This window comes from Ralstonia sp. UNC404CL21Col, from assembly GCF_000620465.1.
GTDB lineage: Bacteria > Pseudomonadota > Gammaproteobacteria > Burkholderiales > Burkholderiaceae > Ralstonia > Ralstonia flatus.
This window is the reverse complement of the sequence record NZ_JIBE01000003.1, coordinates 898,712-922,945: the sequence shown is the minus strand read 5'-3', so window position 1 is coordinate 922,945 and position 24,234 is coordinate 898,712. Positions and strand designations below refer to the sequence as shown.

19 protein-coding genes are annotated in these 24,234 nt (G+C 66.3%); all 19 read right to left on the bottom strand.

Translation table 11 applies throughout. The features are described 5' to 3' along the window. Positions 1-6: 6 nt before the first annotated feature. Complete coding sequence (gene gmhB, locus N511_RS0104395; protein WP_027678182.1) at positions 7-585, bottom strand: D-glycero-beta-D-manno-heptose 1,7-bisphosphate 7-phosphatase; 579 nt, start codon at positions 583-585, stop codon at positions 7-9. Between the two features lie 31 nt (positions 586-616). Next, positions 617-2,710: a glycine--tRNA ligase subunit beta gene (gene glyS / locus N511_RS0104390; protein ID WP_027678181.1), complete on the bottom strand. Its 2,094-nt coding sequence runs from the start codon at positions 2,708-2,710 to the stop codon at positions 617-619. 86 nt (positions 2,711-2,796) lie between these two features. Further along, entirely contained in the window at positions 2,797-3,456 is a 660-nt protein-coding gene (locus N511_RS0104385) for a hypothetical protein (RefSeq protein WP_027678180.1), read from the bottom strand. Next, positions 3,453-4,439: a glycine--tRNA ligase subunit alpha gene (gene glyQ / locus N511_RS0104380; RefSeq protein WP_027678179.1), complete on the bottom strand. Its 987-nt coding sequence runs from the start codon at positions 4,437-4,439 to the stop codon at positions 3,453-3,455. The genes N511_RS0104385 and glyQ overlap by 4 nt, the downstream gene beginning before the upstream one ends. Before the next feature lie 176 nt (positions 4,440-4,615). Then, on the bottom strand, positions 4,616-6,127 hold the full coding sequence (gene lnt / locus N511_RS0104375; RefSeq protein WP_027678178.1) for an apolipoprotein N-acyltransferase: 1,512 nt from the start codon (positions 6,125-6,127) through the stop codon (positions 4,616-4,618). A gap of 64 nt (positions 6,128-6,191) precedes the next feature. Next, positions 6,192-7,085, bottom strand: coding sequence for an HlyC/CorC family transporter (locus N511_RS0104370; RefSeq protein WP_027678177.1), 894 nt, complete (start codon positions 7,083-7,085; stop codon positions 6,192-6,194). A gap of 162 nt (positions 7,086-7,247) precedes the next feature. Next, complete coding sequence (locus tag N511_RS24700) at positions 7,248-8,774, bottom strand: hypothetical protein (RefSeq protein WP_231479570.1); 1,527 nt, start codon at positions 8,772-8,774, stop codon at positions 7,248-7,250. A 372-nt stretch (positions 8,775-9,146) separates the two neighbouring features. Further along, the gene (gene ybeY / locus N511_RS0104345; protein WP_027678174.1) at positions 9,147-9,959 is read right to left on the bottom strand and encodes an rRNA maturation RNase YbeY; all 813 of its coding nucleotides are present in this window, start codon (positions 9,957-9,959) and stop codon (positions 9,147-9,149) included. Between the two features lie 12 nt (positions 9,960-9,971). Beyond that, positions 9,972-10,964 (bottom strand): PhoH family protein, encoded by a 993-nt coding sequence (locus N511_RS0104340; protein ID WP_027678173.1) that lies wholly within the window; start codon positions 10,962-10,964, stop codon positions 9,972-9,974. 21 nt (positions 10,965-10,985) lie between these two features. After that, on the bottom strand, positions 10,986-12,356 hold the full coding sequence (gene miaB / locus N511_RS0104335) for a tRNA (N6-isopentenyl adenosine(37)-C2)-methylthiotransferase MiaB (RefSeq protein ID WP_027678172.1): 1,371 nt from the start codon (positions 12,354-12,356) through the stop codon (positions 10,986-10,988). 52 nt (positions 12,357-12,408) lie between these two features. Then, positions 12,409-12,822: a hypothetical protein gene (locus tag N511_RS0104330; protein WP_012761215.1), complete on the bottom strand. Its 414-nt coding sequence runs from the start codon at positions 12,820-12,822 to the stop codon at positions 12,409-12,411. A gap of 90 nt (positions 12,823-12,912) precedes the next feature. After that, positions 12,913-13,911 carry an NAD(P)/FAD-dependent oxidoreductase gene (locus N511_RS0104325; RefSeq protein WP_027678171.1) on the bottom strand — a complete coding sequence of 333 codons (999 nt, stop codon included), beginning with the start codon at positions 13,909-13,911 and terminating at the stop codon, positions 12,913-12,915. A gap of 138 nt (positions 13,912-14,049) precedes the next feature. Continuing rightward, entirely contained in the window at positions 14,050-14,964 is a 915-nt protein-coding gene (locus N511_RS0104320; RefSeq protein ID WP_027678170.1) for an OmpW/AlkL family protein, read from the bottom strand. Positions 14,965-15,175: 211 nt separating this feature from the next. After that, a complete protein-coding gene (locus N511_RS0104315; RefSeq protein ID WP_027678169.1) occupies positions 15,176-16,093 on the bottom strand; it encodes a DUF1571 domain-containing protein in 918 nt (305 codons plus the stop codon). 20 nt (positions 16,094-16,113) lie between these two features. Continuing rightward, on the bottom strand, positions 16,114-17,853 hold the full coding sequence (locus N511_RS0104310) for an AMP-binding protein (protein ID WP_027678168.1): 1,740 nt from the start codon (positions 17,851-17,853) through the stop codon (positions 16,114-16,116). An 87-nt stretch (positions 17,854-17,940) separates the two neighbouring features. Beyond that, the gene (locus tag N511_RS0104305; protein ID WP_027678167.1) at positions 17,941-19,260 is read right to left on the bottom strand and encodes an acetyl-CoA C-acetyltransferase; all 1,320 of its coding nucleotides are present in this window, start codon (positions 19,258-19,260) and stop codon (positions 17,941-17,943) included. 4 nt (positions 19,261-19,264) lie between these two features. Beyond that, entirely contained in the window at positions 19,265-20,185 is a 921-nt protein-coding gene (locus N511_RS0104300; protein ID WP_037026255.1) for a MaoC/PaaZ C-terminal domain-containing protein, read from the bottom strand. A gap of 7 nt (positions 20,186-20,192) precedes the next feature. Beyond that, positions 20,193-21,605 (bottom strand): 3-oxoacyl-ACP reductase, encoded by a 1,413-nt coding sequence (locus N511_RS0104295; protein ID WP_027678165.1) that lies wholly within the window; start codon positions 21,603-21,605, stop codon positions 20,193-20,195. A gap of 31 nt (positions 21,606-21,636) precedes the next feature. After that, entirely contained in the window at positions 21,637-24,147 is a 2,511-nt protein-coding gene (locus tag N511_RS0104290; protein ID WP_027678164.1) for an acyl-CoA dehydrogenase, read from the bottom strand. Positions 24,148-24,234 lie beyond the last annotated feature (87 nt).

Sequence of the window (24,234 nt, the reverse complement as noted above, 5' to 3'; positions counted from 1 at the left end):
GCGAATTCAAGGGGCGCGCGTGGGCGTGCCCTGAGGCGCGGGAGACAGCAGCGCACGCGCGAACGCACGCAGGTCCTTGTGAATCTGGGTGCCCGGGGGCAAGTTGCCGGCATCGCGGGTCTTGGCGCCCTTGCCGGTCAATACGAGGTGCGGCACGGCACCGACTTCCACGCCCGCCTGCAAGTCGCGCAGCGAGTCTCCCACGACCGGCACGCCCGTGAGGTCCACGTCGAAGCGGCGTGCAATCTCGCGCAGCATGCCGGACTTGGGTTTGCGGCAGTCGCAGGCATCGGCGGCGGTGTGCGGGCAGAAGAAGACGGCATCGACGCGTCCGCCGTAGGTGGCGAGCGCCTTGTACATCTTCTCGTGCATGGCGTTGAGTGCCGCAGCCTCGAACAGGCCGCGTCCGATGCCCGACTGGTTGGTGGCCACGATCACCTGGTAGCCGGCCTGGTTCAGTTCGGCAATGGCTTCCAGGCTGCCGTCGAGGGCGATCCACTCGTCAGGCGACTTGATGAACTGGTCGCTGTCGTGGTTGATGACGCCATCGCGGTCGAGAATCACCAGTTTGGGAACATGGGGCATGGTGGGCTCCGAACGGTGCTTGGGTTGCCGATCAGGCGGCCAGCTTGGAGATGTCCGCCACGCGGTTCATCAGTCCGTGCAGTTCAGCCAGCAGCGCCAGGCGGTTGTCGCGCAGCGCGGTGTCGTCGGCCATCACCATCACGCCGTCGAAGAACGTATCGACCGCTTCGCGCAGGCCGGCCAACGTCTTGAGCGCGGTGGTGAAATCACCGCGTGCGAAGGCATCGTGCACCTGCGGCTCCGACGAGGCCACGGCCTGATGCAGCGCGCGCTCGGCGTCTTCCTTGAGCAGTTGCGGCTGCACGGCGCCAATCGCTGCGTCCGTCTTCTTCAGGATGTTGGTGATGCGCTTGTTGGCGGCGGCCAACGCTTCGGCTTGCGGCAGGGCCGCGAAGGCGCGCACGGCGTCGAGGCGCGCAACGATGTCGTCCAGGCGCTGCGGGCGCTGGCTGACCACGGCTTCCACCTCGTTGGTGCTGTAGCCCTTGTCCTTCAGGTAGCCGCGCAGGCGGTCGTAGAGGAAGTCGGAGATGGCAGCCAGGTCCGGCTTGACGGCGGCGATGCCATCGAAGCTGGCAGCGGCAATCTGCAGCGCATCATCAATCGTGAGCGCAAGCGGCTTCTCGATCAGCATGCGCAGGATGCCGAGCGCGTGGCGGCGCAGCGCGAACGGATCTTTCTCACCCGTGGGTTGCAGACCGATGCCCCAGATACCGACCAGCGTTTCCAGCTTGTCGGCCAGCGCCACCACGGTACCGGTGGCGGTGCTGGGCAGCGCGTCGCCGGCAAAGCGCGGTTGGTAGTGCTCGGAGCAGGCCAGCGCCACGTCGTCGGGTTCGCCGTCGTGGCGGGCGTAGTAGGTGCCCATCGTGCCTTGCAGCTCCGGAAACTCGCCCACCATGTCGGTCAGCAGATCGGCCTTGGCCAGCAGAGCGCCGCGCGAGGCGTGCGCGACATCCGCGCCGAGCTTCTCGGCCAGTTGGCCCGCGATGGCCTGCAGGCGCGACACACGCTCAAGCTGCGTGCCGATCTTGTTGTGATACACCACGCGCGAGAGCAGCGGCACGCGGTCGGCCAGCGGCTTTTTCTTGTCCTGCTCGAAGAAGAAGCGGGCGTCGGCCAGGCGCGGGCGCACCACGCGCTCATTGCCTTGAATGATCGCCTCGGGCGTGCTCGTGGCGATGTTCGAGACGATCAGGAAGCGGTTGCGCAGATGGCCCTGTGCATCGGTCAGCGCAAAGTACTTCTGGTTCGTCTGCATGGTCAGGATCAGGCACTCCTGCGGCACGGCGAGGAACGCTTCCTCGAAATGGCAGGGGTAGACCACGGGCCACTCCACCAGCGCGTTCACCTCGTCGAGCAGCGCTTCGGGCATGACCACCGTATCGGCGCCGGCCGTCTTGAGCAGCTCGGCGCGGATGGCTTCGCGGCGCTTGCCGTAGCCGGCGATGACCTTGCCCTGCGACTCCAGCGTGCTGGCATACGACGTAGCGTCTTGGATGACGATCTCACCAGCCGACAGGAAACGGTGGCCCAGCGTCACGTTGCCCGCTTGCAGGCCGAATGCGCTGACGGGGATGACTTCGCTGTCGAGCAGGGCGATCAGCTTGTGCGCCGGGCGTACGAACTGCACGTTATCGCCGTTCGGGCGCTGATACGTCATCACCTTCGGAATCGGCAGACTGGCGATGGTCTGCGTCAGTGCAGTCTGCAGGCCGTCGGCCAGCACGGCGCCGCGCGCGGTATAGCGATAGAACAGCGCTTCGGCCTTGCCGTCGGGTGCGCGCTCGAGCGATTCGGGGGCGATGGCGTCCACGCCTACGGTCTTGGCCAGCGCGGCCAGCTTCTTGACGAGCGGCGCGGCGGGCTTGCCCTCGGCATCGAAGGCGATGGTCACGGGCAGCACCTTCTCGCGCAATTCACGATCGGGCGCGGTGCGGCGCACGCCGGTGATCGATGCAGCCAGGCGGCGCGGCGTGGCAAAACCTTCCACGGCGGCGCCCTCTTCGAGCAGGCCTTGCGCCGACAGACCGTCAAACAGGCCGCGCGCAAACGCCTCGCCCAGGCGGGCCAGCGCCTTGGGCGGCAGTTCTTCGGTCAGCAGTTCGATCAGGAGGGTGGACATAGCGTTTGAATCGGTGACGTCGTTGTTCTGCGCCGCGCGGTATTCAGATCAGGTGCGGCGGTACGTTGTGGGGTTCGGTTCAGTGATCAGCAGGGCGAGCCGGGCACGGGTTCCACGCCCGAGAGCAGCCACACGCCGTTCTGCTGCTGAAACTGCAATTGCGTGCCGGCGCACTGGCCCGGCGGCGGAGGCGGTGCAATCGGGGCAGGCGTGGTGCCCGGCGCGGCCGCATCACGGCGCAGGAACCGCGCAGACAACAAGCCGCGTCGCGCGTCGTAGCGCACCTCTTGCAGCGTGCCCGACACGTTGAATTCCAAGCGGCTCGGCAACTGCCCGGCCGAGCGGAACACGCGCGCACGGCGCTGTGCCTTGGCGCCGGTGCCTTGCCACTCCACCCACGTGAGCGGGAAGCGCAGGGCCGTCGCATAGGTGCGCAGCGGCACGCGATGCCAGCCGAGGTCACGCGCGCCGGACAGGTCGCAGGCCATCGTGCGCACGAGGCTCGTCCATTGATCGAGCGACGGCGGAGGCGGCGTCCAGGCCGTGCTCAGCGCTTGCTGGAGCGGCTTGGAATCGGCCACGCAAAGCTGCGTCAAAGTGTTGGGCACGACAAAAACCTTCTCCGTCGATGCGGCCTTGGACGTGCGATGCCGTGCCGCTTGCGCAACGCCGGCCGGTAGCGCCAGCGCGGCGATGGACGCTGCCGTCAGCAGCGCCAGGCCACGCCGTGCTCGGTTGGCCGTCATGCGGCCTCCGTCGTCTTGGCGGCTGCAGCGGCCGTGCCGCACATCGGGAAGCCCAGGCGCTCGCGCGAATCGTAGTAGGCCTGTGCGACGAGGCGCGACAGGTTGCGGATGCGGCCGATGTAGGCCGCGCGCTCCGTCACCGAAATGGCGCCGCGAGCGTCCAGCAGGTTGAAGGTGTGGCCGGCCTTGAGCACTTGCTCGTAGGCGGGCAGGGCCAGTTGCACGACAGGTGCGTCGCCCTCGGCCGCGGCTTCGCCTTCTGCGCGCACGCCCATCAGGCGCTTGGCTTCGGCTTCGTGCTCGGCAAAGCGGCGGAACAGGACAGTCGTGTCGGCCTGCTCGAAGTTGTAGGTCGATTGCTCGACTTCGTTCTGGTGATAGACGTCGCCATAGGTCAGGCGGCGCTTCACGGGGCCGTTCGGGCCCGGCTCTTCCCACTCGGTCCAGACCAGGTCGTAGATGTTTTCGACCTGCTGCAGGTACATCGCCAGGCGCTCGATGCCGTAGGTGATCTCACCGGTCACGGGTTTGCAGTCCAGGCCACCGACTTGCTGGAAGTAGGTGAATTGCGTCACTTCCATGCCGTTGAGCCAGACCTCCCAGCCCAGGCCCCAGGCGCCGAGCGTGGGGTTCTCCCAGTCGTCTTCCACAAAGCGGACGTCGTTCTGCTTCAGGTCCAGGCCCAGCGCTTCCAGCGACCCGAGGTACAGGTCGAGGATGTTTTCCGGCGCCGGCTTGAGCACCACCTGGTATTGGTAGTAATGCTGCAGGCGGTTCGGGTTCTCGCCGTAGCGGCCGTCCTTGGGGCGGCGCGACGGTTGCACGTAGGCGGCACGCCACGGCTCGGGGCCGATCGCGCGCAGGAAGGTGTGCACATGCGACGTGCCGGCGCCGACTTCAAGGTCGATCGGTTGCAGCAGGGCGCAGCCCTGGGCGTCCCAGTACGACTGCAGCTTGAGGATGAGTTGCTGGAAGGTGAGCATGGTGGTACCCGTTGGTCCGCGGCGGCACGGAACGATGCGTTGCGCCGCGCGACGGTGGAATGCAGCGGCGGGCACGGGAAGCGCCTGGCTCCCTGCCCGCCGTAAAACGTTGAATTTTAGCGTTTTTTGTCAGCGACTCCGGAAAGTGGCTCGAAAGCCCTCCGGGCGCTGAACGATCAATCCGCCGAAGCCCGGCGCCGGCGCACAAATGCCACCAGCAGAACCAGCGCGCCCACGCCCAGCGCGGGCGCATTGCCGGCCCGCACGAAGGGCGTCAGGCCTTGCGTGCCTTGCACGTCAGCCTGCAGCGTGCCCAGCGTAAAGACCGGCAGGCGCGCCTGAACGCTGCCGTCCGGCCGCACCACGGCGGTCGCGCCCGTGTTGGTGGCACGCAGCATCGGCCGGCCCGTTTCGAGCGCCCGCATGCGTGAGATCTGCAGGTGCTGGTCCAGCGCGATCGTGTCGCCAAACCATGCCAGGTTCGTCACGTTGGCGAGCATCGTCGCGGGCTGGTCTGCGTGCCGCAGCGATGCGGCAATTTCTTCGCCAAACAAATCCTCGTAGCAGATGTTGGGCGCGACACGCTGGTCGGCCACCGCCATGGCCGGCTGCACGGGCAGGCCGCGCCGGAAGTCGCCCAGCGGCATGTTCATCATGTTGACGAACCAGTGGAAACCGAAGGGGATGAACTCGCCGAAGGGCACGAGATGGTGCTTGTTGTAGCGGTACACGCCCTGGAATTGCGGGCCGACGCCGAACACGCTGTTGGTGTAGTCGACGCGCGAGTCCTCGCTGGCGGCGCCAAACAGCACGCTGGAACCCGTGGTATCCACATAGGTGCGGATGGCCAGCGCGATCTCCTGCGGCATCTCTTGGATCATGATCGGGAAGGCCGTCTCGGGCGTAACCACGAGTTGCGCGGGCTTCTCGGTGACCATCTTGGTGTACAGCTCCAGCGAGCGCTCGATGCCGGTCTGCTGGAACTTCACGTCCTGCGGCACATTGCCCTGCAGAAGGCGCACGGAGATCGGCTTGCCCACCGCCTGCGTCCACGCAATGCCGTGCAGCGGCCAGCCGGCCACCAGCACAAGCGCACCGGCGACGCCCGACAGCCAATGCAGCCGGCGCTCGGCCGCGACGCACAGCAGGCCGGCCAGCACGGCGGCGATCAGCACGATGCCGTAGACGCCCACCAGCGGCGCGTAGCCGGCCAGCGGGCCATCGGTATGCGCGTAGCCGCCGTTGATCCAGGGGAAGCCCGTCCAGACCGTGCCGCGTAGCCATTCCGTAACGGCCCATGCCGCGCCGAATACCAGCGCGGATGCGGTACCGGACCACCGCCCGCGTCTCGTGAGCCACTGCCATGCCCACACCGCCAGCGCCGGATGCAGCGCCAGGTAGCCGGCAAACAGCAGCACTGCCAGCGCGGCCATCCATGCCGGCATGTCGCCGTAGACGTGCATGCTGATATAGAGCCACCAGACGCCCGACAGGAACCAGCCGAGCCCGAAGGCGTAGCCAACGTACGCCGCATCACGCAGGCGCGGCGCGCGCTGTACGAGCGCAGCCAGCCCCGTCAGCGAGAGGATCTGCAGCCACCACCAGTGGTTCGGCGCGAACGACAGCGTATGCATGACGCCGAGCAATGCCGCCAGCGGCATCGCAAAACGCAACCGCGCGAGCGGCACAGCTTGGGCATCCTGCCGACGGGACGGTGCGGCAGGGGAAGAGAACTGAGCGGGCACGGAGGGATCAGGCGGGGTGAGAACCAGAGGTGTCGGCCGTGGCATTGCCGCCGGCCGGCGCGGTGAGGCGGCGCACGAGCAGCACCTGCACCTGGCGCGCATCGGCGCGCAGCACGTCGAATTGCAGCGTGCCCATGACGATCTTCTCGCCGCGGTGCGGCACGCGGCCCAGGTGGTTGGACAACAGCCCGCCCACGGTATCGACGTCTTCGTCGGAGAAATGTGTGCCGAAGGCTTCGTTGAACTGGCTGATTTCGGTCAGCCCGCGCACGCGCATGTGGCCATCGGCGGTCGGCAGGATGTTGTCTTCTTCCTGGTCGAAGTCGTATTCGTCTTCGATGTCGCCGACGATCTGCTCCAGCACGTCTTCGATGGTGATGAGCCCCGCCACGCCGCCGTATTCGTCAACGACGATGGCGATGTGGTTGCGGTTGACGCGGAAGTCGCGCAACAGCACGTTCAGTCGCTTGGATTCGGGGATGAACACGGCCGGGCGCAGCATGTCGCGCACGTCGAAGCCTTCGTCGGTGTAGAAGCGCAGCAGATCCTTGGCGAGCAGGATGCCGATGATGTTGTCGCGGCTGCCTTCGTAGACGGGGAAGCGCGAATGCGCGGCTTCCTGCACAAACGGGATGAATTCTGATGGCGCGTCGGCGATGTTCAGCGCATCCATCTGCGCGCGCGGGATCATGATGTCGCGCGCACACAGGTCTGAGACCTGGAAGACGCCTTCGATCATCGACAGGGAGTCGGCGTCAATCAGGCTGCGCGCATGGGCGTCTTGGAGGATTTCGAGCAGCTCGGCCCGCGATTCGGGCTCGGGCGAGATGAGGTCGGTCAGGCGTTCCAGCAGCGAGCGGGGTTTGTCGGCTGGCTTCGGACTGGGATACGGATCATTCATGGCGCGGTCGCGCGTCGTTAAACATCGGGCCAGCATACACCAAAAGCCCTGCCGTCCCGATGACGTGGGGTGGCCGCCCAGCCTCCAGAAGTGGCTTCTATTTCACATCTGGAGGCCGGGTTCGGGCGCGTTGAGACGGACGATCTGCCGAGGGGGAAGCGGTCAGTCGTGTCCGCCTTCGCCGCCGCGTTGCTGGCCGTTGCCGTGCGCGTTGCTGCCTTCGTTGCCTGGGTGATTGTCGTTCTGACTTGGGTTGGCGTCGCCCTGATCATGATGCTGACCATGCCCGCCCGAGTCGTCGCCCTCGCCGCCGCGATCGTGATCCGCTCCCGGGTTGCCGCTACCGTGGCCCTCGCCGTAGTGATGGCCGTTGTTGCTGTGGTTGTCATCGCCGCCGTGGTGGCCATGATCGCCCTGGCCGTGATGCTTGCCATGGTCGTGATTACCCCCGTGGTCATGATCGCCACCGTGGTGTCCGTCGCCGCCGTGGTCATGATCGCCACCGTGGTTTCCGCCGCCGCCGTGGTCGTGATCGCCGCCGTGGTGGCCGTCACCGCCGTGGTCGTGATCGCCACCGTGGTTTCCGTCACCTCCGTGATCGTGATCGCCGCCGTGGTGGCCGTCACCGCCGTGGTCGTGATCGCCGCCGTGGTCGTGATCGCCGCCGTGGTGTCCGTCGCCGCCGTGGTCGTGATCGCCGCCGTGGTTTCCGCCGCCGCCGTGGTCGTGATCGCCACCGTGGTTTCCGTCACCTCCGTGATCGTGATCGCCACCGTGGTGTCCGTCACCGCCGTGGTCGTGATCGCCACCGTGATGTCCGCCGCCGCCGTGGTCGTGATCGCCACCGTGGTTTCCGCCGCCTCCGTGATCATGATCCCCACCGTGATGCCCGCCGTGGTCATGATCGTGGTCGTGATCATGGTGGTGCCCGTGGTGGTGACCGCCTCCGTGGCAGCTTCCGCACGGCGACGGGACGGGCGATGGGCTCGGCGTCGGCGTTGGCGTCGGGGCGGGTGTCGGCGTTGGGCTTGGAGTCGGGCTCGGCGATGGAGTCGGCGACGGGCTGGGCCCAGGGCTCGGTGTAGGTGCCGGCGTGGGGCCAGGGCTGGGCGACGCACCGGGTGCGGGGGCCGGCGTCGGGCTGGGCTTGGACGGCGGCGTGTTGTTCCCGCTCGGTGGCGGCACCTCGTTGTTGCTGGTCGGCGTGGTTGCCGCCGGTGCCGGGTCTGCGGGACGCGAATTGCTGTGATACCGGCCCAGCGTGCTCGCGCCGCCGTAGGCCGTCCAGCGTCCGGCGATTTCCATATCGACACCGGCGAGCCAGTGGTCGCCTGTGGCGCCGACGCCCACCAGTGCCTTGCTGCTCGCAAAGTCGTAACCGCCGCCAATGAGCGCCTGCACGCTCGTGCTGCCGACGACTGCCTGCACGCGCGGCCGGATGGTGCCTTGCGCGATCATCAGGTTCACCTCGGCGCCGACCACGTTGTTGCTGTCGGAGATGTTGACGGTCCGGCAGCCGACCACCGCGCCCGGATGCCATGCACCGTCGAACACGACGACGATGCCGGCATAGCACGACTGCTTGTGATCAGCGTGCGCAATGCGCGGCGTGACCGCGAGCGCCGTGCCGACACCCACGCCAACCAGCAGCGTGGCCCACGGAATGCTGTCCATGAAGCGTTGACGCATGATGACCTCCCCGCGGTGGCCTTGCCCGTCTGTGCGCGGGCTGGCCAATGGCGCTCGTTTGCGCCGATTTTGTGAAGCGCGCTCGAGCGGCGGCTTATGCGTGGAGGATAGAAATCGCTACGGCAAAACCCATGCGCCATACGGAGAGCGGCGGGGGTGCCGGATGGCGGACGGCCTGTGCGATGTGCATGCGCGGTTCGAACAGCGCGGGCCTGCGCCGAATGGCGGAGGGAAACCCGTAAACCGTTGTCAGGACTGGGTTTGCGTCAATGCGGGTTGATTCATCGTTGAAACAGCATGCTGCACGCATGGAACATGCAAAAGCAAAACGCCGGCGCGAGGCCGGCGTTTGAGCAGCAAGTGCGTTGCGCTTTAACGATCTGCGTACGGATCGGCAAAACCGAGGTCGCCGAGGATCTCCGTTTCGATGCCTTCCATTTCCTTCGCATCGGCCGGGTCTTCGTGGTCGTAGCCCTGGGCGTGCAGCGCGCCGTGCACGATCAGATGCGCGTAGTGGGCGAGCAGCGGCTTCTTCTGTTCCTTCGCTTCCTTTTCCACCACCGCGCAGCACAGCACGATGTCGGCCGAGACCGGGTCTTCCGCGCTCTCGGCGTAGGAGAAGGTCAGCACGTTGGTGGCGTAGTCCTTGCCGCGGTAGGTGCGGTTAAGCGTGCGGCCTTCTTCTTCGCCGACAAAGCGCACGTTGAGCTGCGCGTCGGCAAACAGTGCGGGCGCAATCCACGCTTCGATGTCGCGTTCTTTCGGCAGCGCCTTGCGAGCGGCAGCCTTCAGTTCATCGCCGTACTGCACGGTCAGGTCGAGCGTGAGCATCTCGGCGCCGGCAGTGTCGTCGTCGAAGGCTTCTTCCGTGGAGTCGGCCAACTCGGCGGGCTGGGTTTCGATGCGCAACGTGATGCTGTCGTGGTGCTCGGGGCGCAGCGAGAGCATGGCGTGCATGTCGGCGTCGGCGTGTTCGGCAACCAGGGTGATCGCGCCATCGACGGTATTCGGCAGGCCCAGGATCAGGCTGCGGCCATCGGCAAAGGCAATGCGCAGGGCGCTTGCATCGACCGTCTTGGGTTTGCCCTGGGCGTCGAATACGTCGACGCGCGGACCGAGCGACTCGGCGGCTGCGGCCTGGGTCTTTTTGGTTTTTGCTTTGGTTTGGGTTTTTGCTTTAGCCACGTTCAGGCGTCCTTATGCATCTTTATGCTGGGCATGGAATTCGTCATAGGCCTCGACGATGCGGGCCACCAGCGGGTGCCGCACCACGTCGACGCTGGTGAAGCGCGTCATCGCCACGCCGCGCACGTCACGCAGCACGTGCTGCGCTTCGATCAGGCCGCTCTTCTGGCCGCGCGGCAAATCGATCTGCGTGGTGTCGCCGGTGATCACCGCCTTGGAGCCGAAGCCGATCCGCGTAAGGAACATCTTCATCTGTTCCGGCGTGGTGTTCTGGGCTTCGTCCAGGATGATGAACGCGTGATTGAGCGTGCGTCCGCGCATGTAGGCCAGCGGCGCGATCTCGATCATCTGGCGCTCGAACATCTTCTGCGTCTTGTCGAAGCCAAGCAGGTCGTACAGCGCGTCGTACAGCGGACGCAGGTATGGGTCGACTTTCTGGGCGAGATCGCCGGGCAGGAAGCCCAGGCGTTCACCGGCTTCCACGGCAGGGCGCGTCAGCACGATGCGCTTGATGGCGTCGCGCTCGAGCGCGTCCACCGCGCAGGCCACGGCCAGATACGTCTTGCCCGTCCCGGCGGGGCCAATGCCGAACGACAAATCGTGAGACAGGATGTTGCGCAGATACGCCCGCTGCATCGGCGTGCGGCCATGCAGATCGGTGCGCCGCGTATGCAGCACGGGCGACAGATCATTGCCGTCCGGCACGTCCGCGCTCGATTCCGGCAGATACGCGCCGTGTGCAGCCACCTGGCGCGTTTCCACCAGGCCGAGCTGGATGTCGTCCACCGACAGCGGGTCGCGCGCGGCGTTATAGAACGTCTCCAATGCGTTGGCCGCGCCCTGCGCGTTGGCGCCGCGCACGGTGAACTTGCTGCCGCGGCGGTTGATGGTCACGTCCAGCGCCTGCTCGATCTGGCGCAGGTTTTCATCCAGCGGACCGCACAGGTTCTGCAGGCGCGTGTTGTCGTTCTTGGGCGCCGTGAATTCTGCGATGGTGGGTTTCATCAAATCGGGTCGTGTTGATGATCAGTGAGTCGTGCTGGCCGTGCGCTGTTCCGCCACTTCGCCACGCAGCGAATGCGGGAAGGCGTGCACGATGCGCACGTCCAGCATCTGGCCGATCAGCTGGTCGCGGCGCGCCTGCGGCAGATCGGGCAGCGCGAAGTTGACGACGCGGTTGTTCTCGGTGCGGCCGTGCAGTTCCGTCGGATCCTTGCGCGACGGGCCTTCCACCAGAATGCGCTGCACGCTGCCGACCATGCCTTGGCTGATGCGCGCCACGTTTTCTTCGATGGTGGCCTGCAAATGTTTCAGGCGTTCGAGCTTGACCGCCTGCGGCGTATCGTCGGGCAGGTTGGCGGCCGGCGTGCCGGGGCGCGGGCTATAGATGAAGCTGAACGACGTGTCATAGCCGATCTCGTGGATCAGATCCATCGTCTTGGCGAAGTCGGCATCCGTCTCGCCCGGGAAACCGACGATGAAATCGGTGGCGATCGAGATGTTCGGCCGGATCGCGCGCAGCTTGCGGATGCTGCTCTTGTATTCGAGCACCGTGTAGCCGCGCTTCATCGCCATCAGGATGCGGTCGGAGCCGTGCTGCACGGGCAGGTGCAGGTGGTCGACGAGCTTCGGGTTGGTGGCATAGGCCTCGATCAGGCGCGAGCTGAATTCCTTCGGGTGACTGGTCGTGTAGCGGATGCGCTCGATGCCCGGAATCTCGGCCACGTATTCGAGCAGCAGTGCGAAGTCCGCCCGCTCGCTCGTGTCGCCCATCTTGCCGATGTACGCGTTGACGTTTTGGCCGAGCAGCGTGACTTCGCGCACGCCCTGTTCGGCCAGGCCGGCCACTTCGGCCAGCACGTCGTCGAACGGGCGCGAGACCTCTTCGCCGCGCGTGTAGGGCACCACGCAGTAGCTGCAGTATTTCGAGCAGCCTTCCATGATCGATACGAAGGCGCTGGCGCCGTCCACGCGCGCGGGCGGCAGGTGGTCGAACTTCTCGATCTCGGGGAAGGACACGTCGACCTGCGAGCGGCCCGTGCGGCGGCGCGCGGCGATCAGGTCGGGCAGGCGGTGCAGCGTCTGCGGGCCGAACACGACATCCACGTAAGGAGCGCGCGCCACGATGGATGCGCCTTCCTGGCTGGCCACGCAGCCCCCCACGCCGACCACGAGGTCAGGCTTGAGCGCCTTGAGCGCCTTCACACGGCCGAGTTCGGAGAACACTTTCTCCTGCGCCTTCTCGCGCACGGAGCAGGTGTTGAAGAGGATCACGTCCGCATCTTCGGGCGTGTCGGTGGGGACGAGGCCTTCGGCTGCGTTGAGCACGTCGGACATCTTGTCCGAGTCGTACTCGTTCATCTGGCAGCCGTAGGTTTTGATGAAGACTTTTTTCATGTGCCGTTCACAGTGGTTGACCTGGGGGCACGTGCTTCGTGGGGTGTTCTGACTACTGTGACTGCGCTTGCGCCTGACTTTGTGCGGCCACCGCAGCCTTGTAGTCGTCATCGCTGACAACCCAGGCTGTCAGCAACTGCTGATACAGGTCGAGCTGATAGCGCACCTTGAACGTCTGGCCGACCACCGAACCCGGCGGCAGCAGCCGCCCGTCCAGCGACAGGATCCGCACGCCCGGGGCAAAGCGGATATCGGCGCTGCTGCTTCCGAAGCCCAGCAGCAGGATGCGGACGATGCCGGTGCTGCCGGTACTCAGCGTGCCGGTATTGGCCGAATTGACGGTCAATTGGGCCGCCGGGGCCGTCGCCGGAATGTTGCGCAGGACTTGCGCATGAGACAGCAACGGCGCCGATGCCGCAGCAACGGCAGCAAAGGCTAGGGCGAGGACTTGGCGTCGGGTGCGCATGGCGTCGTCAGGAGAAAGCCACCGCCGGGTGAGCGACCCGGCACACGAAACACGAGACAACCCGATATTGTAACGTTCCGGGCCGAACTCTTATAGCGCTTCGGCAATCTTGGCGGCCAGCGCAACACCGCTGAGGAACGCGGCTTCCACGCGCGGGCCTTCGCACCAATCACCGCAGGCGCCCAGGCGGTCGGCCGCGTCCCAGTGGCAGGGCATGCCGGCAGACTGCTCGACCAGCGCATGCGGCCACAGGTGCGCGGCCATCAGATCGGGCTCCGGCGTCCCCGGGAATGCCTCCGCAAAGCGGGCGTGCATGGCATGGAGCGCCTGCTCGGGGGGGTCGTGGGCATGGGCGGCTGACCAGTCCGGCGATGCATGCACGACCCACGATTCATCGACCATGACGCGGCCGGGCTTGGTGTTGTCGCGTGCAGCCCAGGCCAGCATGTCGTCGTCAATCCGGATGCCGTCATACGGCAAGCTAAGCGGTTGCGCAAAACCCATCATCAAGGCCCAGCAGGGGGCGTAACGCACCGGGGCAATGGTTTCCTGCAGCGAAGCCGGCGTCGCGCCATGAAACAGCGCCGGCAGTTCGGGTGCGGGCAGCGCCAGGGCGAGGATGTCGGCGTGGGCGGCGTCCGTGCCGCTGCGCTCGATCGTCCAGCGCCGGCCGTCGTGCGCGACGCGCGTGACGGCGTGGCCGAAGCGCACATCCAGCGGTGCTGCCAGGCTGCGCACCAGCGCGCCCATGCCGGGCAGGCCGACATAGCGGGCTTCATCGCGCGAGTCGGCTTCCAGCGCGTCGGCCGTGCGATGGCCCCAACGCGCGGGCCACGGCAACACCGAGCCCTGACGGCCAGCGGCGTCCACCGCGCGGCGGAAGGCCTCGCTGCGCACGTTGAACGACTGCGCTCCATGATCGAACGCATACGCCGGGGCGGCCTCGGGCAATACCGTAGTCGCCAGCCTGCCGCCCACGCCTGCGGCCTGCTCATAGACCGTGGTGGCGATGCCTTCGGCGGCAAGCGCGTTGGCACAGGCAACGCCGGCAATGCCGGCTCCGACGATGGCGATGGAAGGCTGGGTCATGGATGTGGCGTGGGTGCGGGCAGGAATCCGGAAATCGGCGCGGTGATCGGCGGGTAACAGTCCGCCATGATATCGGGTCGCGCCCCAATGAAAAACGCCACCCGAAGGTGGCGTTTTGCGATGGAGCAATTCCGCGGCTTAGAACTTGTAACCCACTGCCAGCCCGAAGACGATCGGGTCGACCTTGATGTCGGTCTTGTTGACTGCCAGCACTTGGCCTTGCTGGCTGCGGATCGTGATGGTGGAGGTCGTCTTCAGCGGCAGGTACGACACCGTGCCGATGGCGGTCCAGTTCTTGGCGAACTCATACGACACCCCCACGTTGGCGACGGGCGTCCAGGAGCTGGACGTCTCCGCCGTCACCTTGGCCGGGCCCGTCGGCACCTGTCCCATGCCCAGCTGCAGCACCTGCCCGAGGTTTTGCAGCGCGTTCACGAAGTTTGAGTTCAGGCGCAGATTGGTGAAGAAGTTGTAGCTGACGCCAGCGCCGAGGAACGGGCGCAGCTTGCTTTCCTTGGTGCCGAAGTAGTACTGCGCGACGATCGCCGGGCTCCATTCACGCACGGTGGCAACCGGGTTGTTTTGCGGCAGGCCCAGGTTGATGAGCGTCAGCGGCCCGACCACCGGCACCGGGGCGATCACATTGCCGCTGCCATACAGGTTGAATTTGGGCGGAACACCACCCACGAACGTGCCGGCGATGTTGTCGTTAAAGAAGTGCGTGAACGTGAGCGACAGCGTATTCGCGTTACTGACTTTCACGTCAGTTCCCGGCGACTGATAGGTGCCAAGGCCGAGCGCGCTGGTGGTGGTCGTCAGCGGCGTGGCGGAATCCATCGGGCGGATGTAGAACCAGCCCACCGCCATGACGTTGCGGCCCCAGACGTAGTTGTCCATGAAGCCGCTGAAGCCGCCGCCGGTGCTACTGCCGCTGCTGGCGCTTGCGGCCACGTTGGCCTCTGCGGTGGATTGGGCTTGGGCGAGGGGGGCAGCAAGGGTGCTGGCGGCAGCGCAGGCAAGGGCTGCAGCAAAGCGGCGGGCAGTGCGGTTCATGTGGTTGTCTCTCTGGATTGGATTGTTATCACGCCTTGGTGTGGCGATTTGTGTTTCGGCAGCATAACGCAGCGCTTTTGTTCGGTTGCGCTGCGATGACCGAAGTTTTCCTCTAGCGTGTACGCACGCAACAAGGGGTTTCCCCTAGTCTCGTTTCATACTCTCCACCGGTCGGCGGAGCCTTGGCCCACAACGGTCTGCGGGCGGCACTCTAAAATTTGTATTCCGGATTCTTGGGGTTGAAAGTCTGGTCGTTCCAGGTCTTGCGCGTCACGCTTTCAATGACGATTTTCTCGAGCTGATTGCCCGATTCGTCCCACGCTTCTTCAATGCGTACCCACGGGTTTTTCAGGTCGAAATACAGGCGCACGCGCTTGGCGTAGAACGTGGGCGGGCCGCTTGGCGCGTCCCAGGTCAGCCGCAGCATGCGCTCGCCGTCTTCGGTCACCATCTTGGCTTCGTTGAACTTGCCGCTGCCGCCGGCTGCCACGTGGGCGCGTCCGTCGCGCTCGACCGTGTCGACGATGAACTGCAGCCCCAGCTCACGCGCCGTGTGGTTTGACTGCGATCTGGCCAGCGAGCCATCCAACGCGCTCCAGATCGCGACGAAACCGACGAGCCCGCCAAGGTGGCCGTACATCTCGTCTTTGCGCACGGTTTCGTCGTAGATGATTTCCTGGCCGGCGTGCGCACCGCCCTTGAGCCAGCGCGCGTAGACCTGGCGTGGTGCGTTGCGATAGCGGATCAGCATGAGCGCCGGTTGGCTTTGCCACTGGTCTTTCACGCGTTCCTGGCGGCGCATGCGGTATTCATACTCGGGCAGCTTGGCGACTTCGGCCTTGAGCCAACGCACCAGCGTTTCGGGCTTCATGGCCTGCGCCATGGCCAGGACGTCTTCGTCGGACCAGGCCGCAAACGCGTTGGCGTTGACCTGGCTGGTGAGCCACGCCGTCTGCCTGGCGATGTCCATGGCGGCAAAGCTGCCGATGGCCGCCGATTGCGGTGCGGTGGTCGGTGCGGTGGTCTGTGCGGCCGCGGCAGGCGCGGAAGCCTCCGGTGCTGCAGGCTGGGCCCAGGCGTGTGCGGCGCCGGCCAGCACCGTGGCCAGGGCGAGGGTACGCAATTGCATACAGGTCTCCGGTGTTGGCGTTATTGCTGCCCCTGCGCACGGGCGCGCTTGATGTCGGGGTCGGCATCGCGCAGCTCGCGGCGCAGGATCTTGCCCACCGTCGACTTGGGCAGTTCTTCGTGGCGGAACTCGACGATGCGCGGCATCTTGTAGCCGGTCAGATGAGCGCGGCAGTGTTCGAGCAGCGCGGCCTCGGTCAGCGCGCCGGTGCGCGGCACCACGATAATCTTCACGCGCTCGCCGGCCACCGGATCGGGCACGCCAATGGCCGCCACCTCCAGCACCTCAGGATGCAGGGCCACCACGTCTTCGATCTCGTTCGGGTACACGTTGAAACCCGAGACCAGGATCATGTCTTTCTTGCGGTCGATCAGGCGGATGTAGCCGTTGGCGTCCATCACCCCGATATCGCCGGTGGAGAACCACCCTTCGGCGTCGATGGATTTGGCGGTTTCATCGGGGCGCTGCCAGTAGCCGCGCATGACCTGCGGCCCACGCACCTGCAGTTCGCCGGGTTCGCCCAGCGGCGCGATGGTGCCGTCGTCGCGCTTGAATCGCACTTCGGTGGACGGCGCGGGCAGCCCGATCGTGCCGCTGAATTCGGTCACGTGCGGCGGATTCATCGACACGACGGGCGAGCATTCGGTCAGCCCGTAGCCTTCAACGATGGTGTGGCCCGTGACTTCTTTCCAGCGCTGCGCAATCGCCCGCTGCACCGCCATGCCGCCACCGATGGTGATCTTCATGGCCGAGAAATCGCGCTTGGCGAAGTCCGGATCTTCCAGCAGCGCGTTGAACAGCGTGTTGACGCCGGCAATGCCCGAGAAACGCTCGTTGCGCAGGATGAAGATCACGCGCTTGGTGTCGCGCGGATTGGCGATCAGGATATTGCGCCCGCCCAGCGTCATGAACATCAGCAGGTTCACCGTGAGCGAGAAGATGTGATACAGCGGCAGCAGCGTGACGTTGGTTTCCACGCCGCCGTTGAGCATGCTTTTCGACCACTCCTCCGCCTGCAGCAGGTTGGCGATGATGTTGCGGTGCGTGAGCATCGCGCCCTTGGCCACGCCCGTGGTGCCGCCGGTGTATTGGAGGAAGGCGATGTCTTCCGGCGCCAGCTGCACCGGTTGCAGCGCTCGTGAGCCTCCGGCGGCCAGCGCATCGCGCAGCCACACCGGCGAGGGCAACTTGTACGGCGGCACCTGCTTCTGCACGTGGCGCATCACGAAATTCAGCGCGCGGCCCTTGAGGTTGAGCGCACCGCCCATCAGGTCGCCGATGCCGGTGATGACGATGTTGCGCACCTGGCTGCCGGGCAAAGCCTGCTCCAGCGTGCGCGCGAAGTTCTCCAGCACGACGATCGTTTGTGCGCCGGAATCGCGCAACTGATGGGCCAGCTCCGGCACCGTGTACAGCGGGTTGACGTTGACGACGATGGCGCCGGCCAGCAGCGTGCCGAACAGGCACACGGGGTACTGCAGGCTGTTGGGCAGCATGATCGCCACGCGATCGCCCTTCTTCACGCCGCGCGACTGCAGCCACGCCGCAAACTGCTTGGCCTGGCGCTCGCACTCGCCGTACGTCATTTCGGTGCCGACACTCACGTAGGCAACGCGGGTGCGGTACTTCTCCACCGATTCGCGAAACACCTCGACCAGCGAGTGATAGCGGTCGGGGTTGATTTCGGCGGGCACGCCTTCGGGGTATGACTTCAGCCAGATGCGATCGGTCAGATTGCTACGGTCGGCAACGGTGTTCATGGTGTCTCCGTCCATGAAAGACGCGGCGTGGTTTTGTTATGTGCCGCGCGGGTTGGATGAGCGGGCCGTTCCCGTAGGCCCGTCGGTTCAATGCGACATGTTTTCGGGGCGCTCCAGGATGGCGACCACGCCTTGGCCGCCTGCCGCGCAGATCGACACCAGACCGCGTCCGCTGCCGCGCTGCGCCAGCATCTTGGCCAGCGTCGCGACAATGCGCCCGCCCGTGGCGGCAAACGGATGGCCCGTGCCAAGCGAGCTGCCATTTACGTTCAGCTTGCTGCGGTCGATGCTGCCCATGGGGGCGCTGCGGCCGAGCTTTTCACGGCAGTATTCCGGCGACTCCCACGCCGCCAGCGTGCACAGGACTTGTGCGGCAAAGGCTTCGTGGATCTCGTAGTAGTCGAAGTCCTGCAGCGTGAGCCCCGCGCGTTGCAGCATGCGCGACACGGCATAGGCCGGCGCCATCAGCAGCCCTTCGTTTTGCTGGGGCGTGCCGCTGAAGAAATCGACGGCAGCCGTATCCGCGCAGGTCATGTAGGCGAGGACGGGCAGGTTGTGCGCGCGTGCCCAGTCTTCGCTGGCGAGCAGCACGCACGATGCGCCATCCGTGAGCGGCGTGGAGTTGCCGGCCGTCATGGTGCCGGCCGCGCTGCGATCGAAGACCGGCTGCAGCTTCGCCAGTTGCTCGAGGGTCAGGTTGCTGCGCAGGTTGTTGTCGCGATCGAGCCCCAGGTGCGCGGTCATCAGATCGGTGAAGAAGCCGCGCTCGTAGGCGGCCGTGAGGTTGTGGTGGCTGCGCAGGGCCAGCGCGTCCTGATCTTCGCGGCGGATGCCCCAGCGCTTGGCCATCAGTTCGCAGTGTTCGCCCATCGACAGGCCGGTGCGCGGTTCGCTGTTGCGCGGCAGGAGCGGGCGCACGAACATCGACGGCCGCAGCCCGGCCAGCGCCTTGACACGTGCACCGGTGGATTTGGCGCGGTTGGCCTCCAGCAGGATCTTGCGCATCTTCTCGTTCAGGCCGACGGGCGCATCGGAGGTGGTATCCGTGCCGCCGGCAATGCCCACGTCGATCTGCCCCAGCGCGATCTTGTTGGCGACGAGGATGGCGGCTTCCAGCCCCGTGCCGCATGCCTGCTGGATGTCGTAGGCGGGCGTCTGCTTGGCGAGCGTGGTGGAGAGCACCGTTTCGCGCGTCAGGTTGAAATCGCGCGCATGCTTGATGACCGCGCCGGCCACGACTTCGTCCAGGCGCTGGCCGTGCAGGTTGAAGCGGTCGATCAGGCCCTGTAGCGCGGCGGTCAGCATCTGCTGGTTCGACGCCGTGGCGTAGGCCGTGTTCGAGCGGGCAAACGGAATGCGGTTACCGCCGAGGATGGCGACGCGGCGCAGCTGCGCGTTGACGAGCATGAATTCAGTCTCCCGAGTTTTCTTGTTGTGCCTGCGGCAACGTCAGCATGCCGCGCAGATAGGGTTTGTCGCCCGCGGCGTTGCGCACTTCAAATGCGCGGCCGGGCGCGGCCTCGTGGGCCTGCCACAGCGTCGCCGCCCCGGGCAGCGACAGCGGCGTCTTGAATTCGGCCACCACTTCGCCTTGCGTGAGCGGTGCGGCGGGCAGCAGCGCGGCCAACGCACGCGCCTTCGTCCACATGCCGTGGGCGATGGGATGCGCAAAGCCGAACAGCTTCGCGCCGATGCCGGACACGTGGATGGGGTTCCAGTCGCCCGACACACCGGCGTAGCGCCGGCCGGTATCGGCGGGCACATCCCATTGGCCGTCGGGCGACAAGTTGTGCGCACCGGGCAGCGCGATCAACGGCGCCCCCTGCGGAGACGGCACGCCCACGCGCAGATAGGTCGACAGCGATTCCCACACCACCGCGCCGGCCTTGACGATCGCGGTTTCGATGGCGAACGCCTGCCCGCGTGCATGCTGGAACAGCCGGCGGGGGCGCACTTCCACGCGCACGCGCTCGCCAGCCTGCAAACGTTGATGTTGGCGGATCGTATTGCACAGATGCACCAGGCCGATCACCGGATAGGGAAACGCCGATTCCGTCATCAGCATGAGCTGCAGCGGAAAGCCGAGCAGGTGCGGATACGTCATCGGTACGCCATGCGCGGGCGAGAACCCGCACACCGCCGCGTACTGGGCGATGTGTTCCGCTTCGAGCGGCACTTCCTGCCGCACCAGGGTGTGGCGCGGCAGCGGGCCCCCGCGCCTGCCTTTGCGTTGCGACAGCAGCGCGCGCCAGGCCAGCGTCCCCGGCGATGGCGGCTCGGTCACCAGCGTCTGCGTCGCGGTCATCGGACAGGACAGGGCCAACGTGCGCATGGTCGTCTCAGGCTCCGAGCAGGCTTTGCCCGCACACGCGCACGATGTTGCCCGTCACGCCATTCGACGCGGGGTTGGCGAACCAGGCGATCGTCTCGGCCACGTCGACGGGCTGGCCGCCCTGGCTCATCGCATTCATGCGGCGGCCGGCTTCGCGGATGGCAAACGGCACGGCCGCGGTCATCTGCGTCTCGATAAAGCCCGGCGCAACAGCGTTGAGGGTGATGCCGCGCTCGGCCAGCAGCGGCGCGCCTGCCTGCACGAGCCCGATCACGCCGGCCTTGGACGTCGCGTAGTTGGTCTGCCCGAGGTTGCCCGCAATGCCGCTGATGGACGACACGCACACGATGGCGCCCCCCGCAAGCAGCGCATTGGCGGCAAGCAGCGCGTCGTTGATGCGCAACTGCGCGGCGAGGTTGATATCGAGCACGCTACGCCACGCGGGTTCAGTCATGCGGGCGATGGTCTTGTCGCGCGTGATGCCGGCGTTGTGCACGAGGATGTCGATGCCGCCCAAGGCAGCAAGTTGCTGCGCGAGCAAAGCGGGCGTCTCGGGCGCGGCAATGTCGTAGGCCATGGCCTCACCGCCGATTTCCTGCGCGACCGCGTTCAGCGCTTCCTGCGCGGCGGGCACATCCAGGCACAGCACCCGCGCACCGTCACGTGCCAGCACGTGTGCAATGGCCGCACCGATGCCGCGCGACGCGCCGGTCACCAGCGCGGTGCGCCCGGCCAGCGGCTTCTGCCAGTCCACCGAAACCGCTGGCGCCCGATGCACGCGCACCACCTGCCCCGAGACATACGCGGAGCGCGCCGACAGCAGAAAGCGCAGCGTTGATGCGGCGACGTTTTCCGCCCCCTCGGCCACGTAGACGAGCTGCGCCGTGCAGCCGCGCCGGACTTCCTTGCCGAGCGATCGCGTCAGTCCTTCCAGCGCGCGCTGCGCGATCGCCGCCTCGGGCGTCTTGCAGCCCTCCGGCGGACGGCCGATCACGACCACGCGCCCACAACGGCCGATGGCCCGGACGCCATCGTGGAACACGTGATACAGCGCATCGAGGCCGTCGACCGTCGCAATGCCCGTGGCGTCGAAGACGATGCCGCCAATGCGATCAAACGCTTCGCCTTCTTTGCCGGTGGGAGCGACAAAGCGGCCCGTGATCTGCCCGTGCCGGTTGGCGGCGCCAAGCCATTCCGGATCGCTTTCATGAAAGCGCGTGGGAACGCCCGTCTCGGCAAACAGCGCGGCGAGCGTCTCGCGCATGGAGCCGCCCGGCGCCGCGCCCACCAGGAACGGCCCGACAAATTCCGGTTCGCCGGGCACATAACGGCGCAACGGCACCGGCTGCGGCAGGCCGAGGTTGGCCGACAGCCACTTGCCGAAACCGGAGCCGACGAAATCGAGATACTTGTCTTGCATCGTTGTTGTTGTCGTTGGTCAGGCCGGACCTTCAGGCTGCGCGGCGCTCGGCGGCCTGCAGGGCATCGAGCGCATCCTTGCGGCGCTGCAGGTCGGCCATCAGGTTGAAGTCGGGCGGGAAGTCATCCACGGCGACCGCGTGTTCGCCGTAGCGCGCGTAGTCGCACAGCTGCTTGCGTTCGCCTTCGTCGATGAGGTTTTGTGCCACGGCTTGCTCAGTCCAGGCTTCGAAGTCGGGCAGGCTTTGCGGCACGGGCGGCAGCTTGCCTGCGCGGATGGCCGGTTTCAAGCGTTGCTCGATTGCATCCACCGCCGGCTGCAGGCGGAAAGCCGCTTCGCCATAGGCGATCGGGTCGACCTCGGGCGTCGGACAGTACGAGTCGGCCAGCAGGCGATCGCGCACGGCGCCCGGTGTCTGCATCAGCTCGGCAACCTGCGCGGCCAGCGCATCGGACGGCTTGCGATACGGCGTACCGAACGGGAAGATCAGCGCACGCAGCAGCGCCGCGATGCCCGCCTTCGGGAAGTTTGCCAGCACGCCGTCGAGCGCATCGTGTGCCTTCACCAGCGCGTCCTGCACGGACCAATGCACGAGCGGCGCGTCCTCTGCAGGGCGGCCTTCATCTTCAAAGCGTTTGAGCGTGGACGAAATCAGGTACATCTGCGAGAGGATGTCGCCCAGCCGCCCGGTGATGCTTTCGCGGCGCTTGAGCGTGCCGCCCAGCGTGAACATCGACACATCCGACAGCAGTGCCAGCGCCGTCGAGAAGCGGTTCACGGCGCGGTAATAGCGCTGCATTTCCGGTGCGGCATTGCCCGGCGCGCTTGCCACGCGCCCGCCGGTGACCGCATGCAGGAAGGCGCGCACCAGGTTGCCCGCGATGAACGCGCCGTGGCCGAACAGCGCCGCGTCGAACGCGCGCAGCGTCTCGGGTGAATCGGTGCCTTGCGCGGCCGTCATCTCGCGCAGCACATACGGATGGCAGCGGATCACGCCCTGCCCGAAGATGATCAGGCAGCGCGTCATGATGTTCGCGCCTTCCACCGTGATGGCGATCGGCACCTGCTGATACGCGCGCGCCAGGAAGTTGTTCGGGCCCATGCAGATGCCCTTGCCGCCGACGATGTCCATCGCATCAGTGACCACGTCGCGCGCACGTTCGGTGACGTGGTACTTGGCAATGGCGGAGATGACCGAAGGTTTCTCGCCCAGGTCCACGGCCAGCGCAGACAAACGCCGCGCCGCATCCATCATGTACAGGTTGCCGCCCATGCGGCCCAGCGCTTCCTGGATCCCTTCGAACTTGCCGATGGGCGTACGGAACTGGCGTCGCACGGCGGCATAGGCGCCGGTGCTGCGCACGGCCAGCTTGGCCATGCCCACATTGGACGATGGCAGCGAGATCGCGCGGCCGGCTGCCAGGCACTCCATCAGCATGCGCCAGCCGCGGCCGACCTGCGCCTGGCCGCCGATCACCCAGTCGATGGGGATGAACACGTCCTTGCCGGAGTTCGGGCCGTTCTGGAACACCGCGTTGAGCGGCCAATGGCGGCGTCCGATGTTCACGCCCGGATGCTTCGTCGGGATGAGCGCGCAGGTGATGCCGGGCTCCTTGTCGCCGCCGAGCAAGCCATCCGGATCGATTGCGCGAAACGCCAGCCCCAGCACCGTGGCGATGGGGCCGAGCGTGATGTAGCGCTTGCTCCATGTCACGCGAAAGCCGAGCGTCTCGCGGCCTTCGTGCATGCCGCGGCAGACCACGCCCACATCGGGAATGGCGGCGGCATCGGAGCCGGCATACGCGTTGGTCAGCGCGAAGCAGGGGATTTCTTCCCCGCGTGCGAGGCGCGGCAGGTAATGGTTTTTCTGCGCTTCGGTGCCGTAGTGCAGCAGCAGCTCGGCCGGGCCGAGCGAGTTGGGCACCATGACCGACACGGCCGCCGCAGAGCAGCGCGTCGACAGCTTCATGATGACCTGCGAATGCGCGTATGCCGAGAACCCTTTGCCGCCGTATTCCTTCGGGATGATCATGCCGAGGAAGCCGGCGCGCTTCGCATAGTCCCAAGCCTCGGGCGACAGGTCTTGCCAGATCTGCGTGCTTTCCCAATCGTTGGCAAGGTCGCAGAGTTTTTCGGTCTCGACGTCGAGGAAGGATTGCTCTTCCGCCGACAGCCGCGGCGGCGGCGAAGACAGCAGCCGCGACCAATTGGGCCGGCCCGAGAACAGCTCCGCATCCCACCAGACCGTGCCCGCTTCAATGGCGTCGCGCTCCGTTTGCGACATCTCCGGCATGATCTTGCGGAACATCGCCAGCACGGGGCGCGTGATGATCGCCCGGCGCAGCGGCTTGAGCGCCAGCACCAGCGCGGGCAGCACAAAGACGATGGCGAGCACCGTGGTCATCACCGGCCCAACAAGGCCGAGCCAGGCACCGGCCACAAGCCACACAGCGGTTGCGACGAGCCAGGCGAATGCCGAGGCTTCCATGCTGGCGAGGGCGAGCCCGCCGATGCAAAGCAGGACGATCCAGATCGTCGTCATGAGGGTCTCCATTCGATGCGTTGATGTGCCGAATGTCTCGAACATGCGGCGGCAACTGCCGAATGCCGGAGCGACTCCCGTGCCTGC

What these genes read in the sequence shown, in the direction of transcription:
- N511_RS0104290 (WP_027678164.1), bottom strand. Translation starts at nt 24,147, where the DNA reads ATGACGACGATCTGGATCGTCCTGCTTTGCATCGGCGGGCTCGCCCTC.
- N511_RS0104295 (WP_027678165.1), bottom strand. Translation starts at nt 21,605, where the DNA reads ATGCAAGACAAGTATCTCGATTTCGTCGGCTCCGGTTTCGGCAAGTGG.
- N511_RS0104300 (WP_037026255.1), bottom strand. Translation starts at nt 20,185, where the DNA reads ATGCGCACGTTGGCCCTGTCCTGTCCGATGACCGCGACGCAGACGCTG.
- gmhB (WP_027678182.1), bottom strand. Translation starts at nt 585, where the DNA reads ATGCCCCATGTTCCCAAACTGGTGATTCTCGACCGCGATGGCGTCATC.
- N511_RS0104330 (WP_012761215.1), bottom strand. Translation starts at nt 12,822, where the DNA reads ATGCGCACCCGACGCCAAGTCCTCGCCCTAGCCTTTGCTGCCGTTGCT.
- N511_RS0104385 (WP_027678180.1), bottom strand. Translation starts at nt 3,456, where the DNA reads ATGACGGCCAACCGAGCACGGCGTGGCCTGGCGCTGCTGACGGCAGCG.
- glyQ (WP_027678179.1), bottom strand. Translation starts at nt 4,439, where the DNA reads ATGCTCACCTTCCAGCAACTCATCCTCAAGCTGCAGTCGTACTGGGAC.
- N511_RS0104315 (WP_027678169.1), bottom strand. Translation starts at nt 16,093, where the DNA reads ATGCAATTGCGTACCCTCGCCCTGGCCACGGTGCTGGCCGGCGCCGCA.
- glyS (WP_027678181.1), bottom strand. Translation starts at nt 2,710, where the DNA reads ATGTCCACCCTCCTGATCGAACTGCTGACCGAAGAACTGCCGCCCAAG.
- N511_RS0104310 (WP_027678168.1), bottom strand. Translation starts at nt 17,853, where the DNA reads ATGAACACCGTTGCCGACCGTAGCAATCTGACCGATCGCATCTGGCTG.
- N511_RS0104370 (WP_027678177.1), bottom strand. Translation starts at nt 7,085, where the DNA reads ATGAATGATCCGTATCCCAGTCCGAAGCCAGCCGACAAACCCCGCTCG.
- N511_RS24700 (WP_231479570.1), bottom strand. Translation starts at nt 8,774, where the DNA reads ATGCGTCAACGCTTCATGGACAGCATTCCGTGGGCCACGCTGCTGGTT.
- N511_RS0104340 (WP_027678173.1), bottom strand. Translation starts at nt 10,964, where the DNA reads ATGAAACCCACCATCGCAGAATTCACGGCGCCCAAGAACGACAACACG.
- N511_RS0104320 (WP_027678170.1), bottom strand. Translation starts at nt 14,964, where the DNA reads ATGAACCGCACTGCCCGCCGCTTTGCTGCAGCCCTTGCCTGCGCTGCC.
- miaB (WP_027678172.1), bottom strand. Translation starts at nt 12,356, where the DNA reads ATGAAAAAAGTCTTCATCAAAACCTACGGCTGCCAGATGAACGAGTAC.
- N511_RS0104325 (WP_027678171.1), bottom strand. Translation starts at nt 13,911, where the DNA reads ATGACCCAGCCTTCCATCGCCATCGTCGGAGCCGGCATTGCCGGCGTT.
- N511_RS0104305 (WP_027678167.1), bottom strand. Translation starts at nt 19,260, where the DNA reads ATGCTCGTCAACGCGCAGCTGCGCCGCGTCGCCATCCTCGGCGGTAAC.